At 72.9% G+C, this 3,645-nt stretch carries 3 protein-coding genes; 1 reads left to right on the forward strand and 2 read right to left on the reverse strand.

The genetic code is table 11. From position 1 onward, the window contains the following. Nucleotides 1–33 precede the first annotated feature (33 nt). Nucleotides 34–2,001 carry a M3 family metallopeptidase gene (locus tag DQW06_RS07335; RefSeq protein ID WP_013152103.1) on the reverse strand — a complete coding sequence of 656 codons (1,968 nt, stop codon included), beginning with the start codon at nt 1,999–2,001 and terminating at the stop codon, nt 34–36. 139 nt (nt 2,002–2,140) lie between these two features. After that, nucleotides 2,141–2,866: a TetR/AcrR family transcriptional regulator gene (locus DQW06_RS07340; protein WP_117198192.1), complete on the reverse strand. Its 726-nt coding sequence runs from the start codon at nt 2,864–2,866 to the stop codon at nt 2,141–2,143. A 57-nt stretch (nt 2,867–2,923) separates the two neighbouring features. Between DQW06_RS07340 and DQW06_RS07345 the strand changes: the two genes are divergently transcribed. Next, nucleotides 2,924–3,645, forward strand: a 722-nt coding sequence (locus tag DQW06_RS07345; RefSeq protein WP_157983369.1) for an ABC transporter ATP-binding protein, incomplete at its 3' end; no start/stop codon positions are given.

Consider the following 3,645-nt stretch of genomic DNA (forward strand, 5'->3'; position numbering starts at 1 on the left):
GGCGCACCGCCTCCCGGTGCGCCCGGCCCCGGGTCAGACCAGCCCGCGGCGGACCAGCAGGGGCTCCATCCGGGGCTCACGGCCCAGGAAGTCGCGGACCGCCTCCATGGGGTCCACACCGCCGCCCACGGACAGCACCCTCTCCCGGAAGCGGTCCCCGCCCTCCCGGGTGAGGCCGCCGTTCTCGGTGAACCACTCCACGCTCTCGGCGTCCAGGACCTCGCTCCACACGTAGGAGTAGTAGCCCGCGCTGTAGCCGTTGGCGAACACGTGCATGAAGTACGCCGACCGGTAGCGCGGACGGACCAGGGGGTGCAGGGCCCCCGCCGCCTCCAGGGCGCGCGCCTCGAAGGAGGCCGGGTCCTCCACGGCCTCGCCCGGGGCCAGGCGGTGCCACGACCAGTCCAGGAGCGCCGCGGCCAGGTACTCGAAGGTCGCGAAGCCCTGGTTGAACTGGCGGGCGGCCGTCAGGCGCTCCACGAGTTCGGCGGGCACCGGCTCACCGGTCTCGTGGTGGCGGGCGTAGTGGGACAGGACCTCCGGCCAGGTCGCCCACATCTCGTTCACCTGGGAGGGGAACTCCACGAAGTCGCGCGGCACGCTCGTGCCCTGCACGCGCGGGAACCGCACGGCCGACAGCAGCCCGTGCAGGGCGTGGCCGAACTCGTGGAAGGCCGTCTCGACCTCGTCGAAGGTGAGCAGGGTGGGGCCCGAGGCAGGCTTGGTGATGTTGAGGTTGTTCACCACCACCGGCCGCTCGTCCAGCAGGAAGGACTGGTCGACCAGGTTGTGCATCCACGCGCCGCCGCGCTTGGTCGGTCTGGCGTAGGGGTCCAGCAGGAACAGCCCCAGGGGCGAGCCGTCCCGGTCGAACACCTCCCACACCCGCACGTCCTCGTGGTAGCCGCGCAGGTCGGGCCGCTCGGCGAAGGTGATCCCGTACAGCAGCGTCGCGGCGTGGAAGACGCCGTCCCGGACCACCCTGCCGAGTTCGAAGTAGGGGCGCAGGACGCTGTCGTCGAAGTCGTAGCGCTCCCTGCGCACCTGCTCGGCGTAGAAGGGCCAGTCCCAGGGCTCGATGTCGTGCCCGGCGTGCTCGGCCAGGGCCCGGGCCTCCTTCTCGACGTTGCGCCGGGCGGGTCCGACGAGCTGGCCGAGCCGCTCCTCGACCGCGTCGACGGTCTTGGCGGTCTGGTCCGCGACCGTGTAGGCCGCGTGGTCGGGGTAGCCGAGCAGCGCGGCCCGCTCGGCGCGCAGGACGGCCATGCGCGCGGCGATGTCGAGGTTCTCGGGGGCGCGCTCGGCGCTCAGGGTGTAGAGCCGCTCACGGGTGGCGCGGTTGGTGAGCTGGGCCAGCGCGGGCTGCACGGTGGTGTTGAGCAGGGGCAGGACGTACTCCCCGTCCCGCTCGATCGCGCTGATGTGCGCCTCGTCCAGGCCGTCGAGGTCGGAGACGTCGCCGGTGACGAGGGAGGCCTCGCGGGTGGCCCGGACCACGTTGCGGGAGAACTCGGTGCTCAGTCCGGCGAGTTCGGTGTTGAGCTCGCGCAGCCGGGCCTGCTGGTCGTCGTCCAGGTCGGCGCCCGCCTTGACGAAGTCGAGGCGGTACCGCTCCAGCAGCCAGGCCTCCTGCGGGTCGGAGGCGGTGACCTGCCGCACGCGCTCCCACAGGTCCCGGTTCAGCGAGATGGCGTCCCGGTGCTGTGCGGCCCTCGGGGCGATCTCCCGCTCGATCTCCTCGATGCCGTCGGTGGCGTCGGAACCGGCCAGGGTGTGCAGGACGGTCTCCACCCTGGCCAGGAGCGCGCCGGAGCGCTCCAGTGCCGCGATGGTGTTGTCGAAGGTCGGGGGCCGCGGGTCGCGGACGATCGCGTCCACCTCGGCGAGGTGCTCGGCCACGCCCTTGTCGAACGCGGGCAGGAAGTGCTCCTCGCGGATGGCCGCGAAGTCGGGGAGCCGGTAGGGAAGCTCGCTCGGGGACAGGAACGGGTTGTCGGTCAAGGATCGTGCTCCTCGTTCGTCGTTACCGGCCCCGCTCCCCCGCGGTGGTGCGCGGCGGAGCTGTGGAACACGCGCCGGACTCCGCGGCGTCAGGGTTCTCGGCCGGGCGGGCTCCGGTGCTCGGGGCGCTCGTGCTGTTCTACCTTGCTCCCCGCCCCGTGTCACCCGCACGCCCGGGAGCGTCGCCGGTCGCGGTCGGCCGTCCACGCCAGGGGGACGCCGCCCTCTCGACCATCTCCAGCAGCCGGACCAGTCCCTCCTCGAACTCGGCGTCCCAGTCCACCGGGCGGTCCAGCACCTCGCCGAGCCGGTGGTGCGCGGGCACCTGCGCCGGGTCCGCCAGCTCGCGGCGCCCGCGCGTGCCGAGGTTGCCCTCCCCGAAGCGGCCGTTGACCTCCGAGACCGCGAAGCCCAGCACGAACGTGCTGATCATCCGTTCCAGGGCCGCCACCCGCGCATCCGGTACACCCGCGTCCAGCAGCGCCGCGTAGAGCACGTCCACGACCCGCATCGCCTCCGGGAGCTCGGCGGGCCGGTCCAGCAGCAGGGGGAACGTCCGCGGGTACCGGTGCGCCAGCGAGCGGGCCCCGCGGGCGCAGGCCAGCAGCCGGTCGCGCCAGTCAGCCCCGGGGACGGGCCGGGCTTCGGGGCCCGGCAGGGACAGCTCCCGCAGCAGGCGTCCGACGAGGCCGTCCAGGAGGGCCTCCTTGTCCTCGAAGTACCCGTACAGGGCCATCGGGGTGAGGCCGATGTCGGTCGCGACCGCGCGCATCGACACGGCCGCCAGCCCCCGCTCCTCCGAGAGCCGCAGGGCCGCGTCGAGGATCTCCGGCCTTCTTTCTTGCTTGATCTTTCGCACAGCCATAGTCTACACCGTATACAAACAATGAAAAATTCTGAGAAGAGAACGAGGAAAACCCCCATGCTCGAAGCGTTATCCCTGTTCAAGGACTTCGGAACCGTCCGCGCGCTGGACGGTTTCACCCTGGTCGCCGAACCCGGCGAGATCGTCGGACTGGTCGGCCACAACGGAGCGGGGAAGACCACGTTCGCCCGTGTCGTCTCGGGCCTGCTGCGCCCCGACGGCGGCCGGGCGCTGATCGGCGGGGAACCGCCCCGGGCCGCCCGCCGCCTCCTGGGCCTGGCGCCCCAGCACCTCGCGCTGTACCCGACCCTCACGCCCCGGGAGACCCTGCGCCTGTTCGGCGGCCTGCACGGTCTGCGCCGCCGCTCCCTGGACGCGGCCGTCGACGAGGTCGCCGACGCGCTCCGACTCACCGGTTTCCTCGACCGCCGGGTGGGCGTGCTCTCCGGAGGCCAGCAACGCAGGGTGCAGGCCGCCGCCGCGATGGTCCACCGCCCCTGCCTCCTGCTCCTGGACGAGCCGACCGCGGGTGTGGACCCCGAGACCCGCCGGGCCCTCCTGGACGCGGTGCGCGCCCGGGCCGAGCAGGGCTCCACGATCGTCTACACCACCCACTACCTGCCCGAACTCACCGAGCTGGGCGCCAGCATCGCCGTGGCGCACGGGGGCCGGGTCCTCGCCCGGGGCAGCGCCCCGGAGCTGCTCGGCGGCCTGCCCGGAGAGGTGCGCCTGTCCTTCGACGACGAGGAGGTGCGCGTGCCCACCACCGACCCCACCGC

The sequence above is a fragment of the Nocardiopsis sp. TNDT3 genome, assembly GCF_003427465.1.
In the GTDB taxonomy this organism is placed as follows: Bacteria; Actinomycetota; Actinomycetes; order Streptosporangiales; family Streptosporangiaceae; genus Nocardiopsis; species Nocardiopsis dassonvillei.

What these genes read in the sequence shown, in the direction of transcription:
- DQW06_RS07340 (WP_117198192.1), bottom strand. Translation starts at nt 2,866, where the DNA reads ATGGCTGTGCGAAAGATCAAGCAAGAAAGAAGGCCGGAGATCCTCGAC.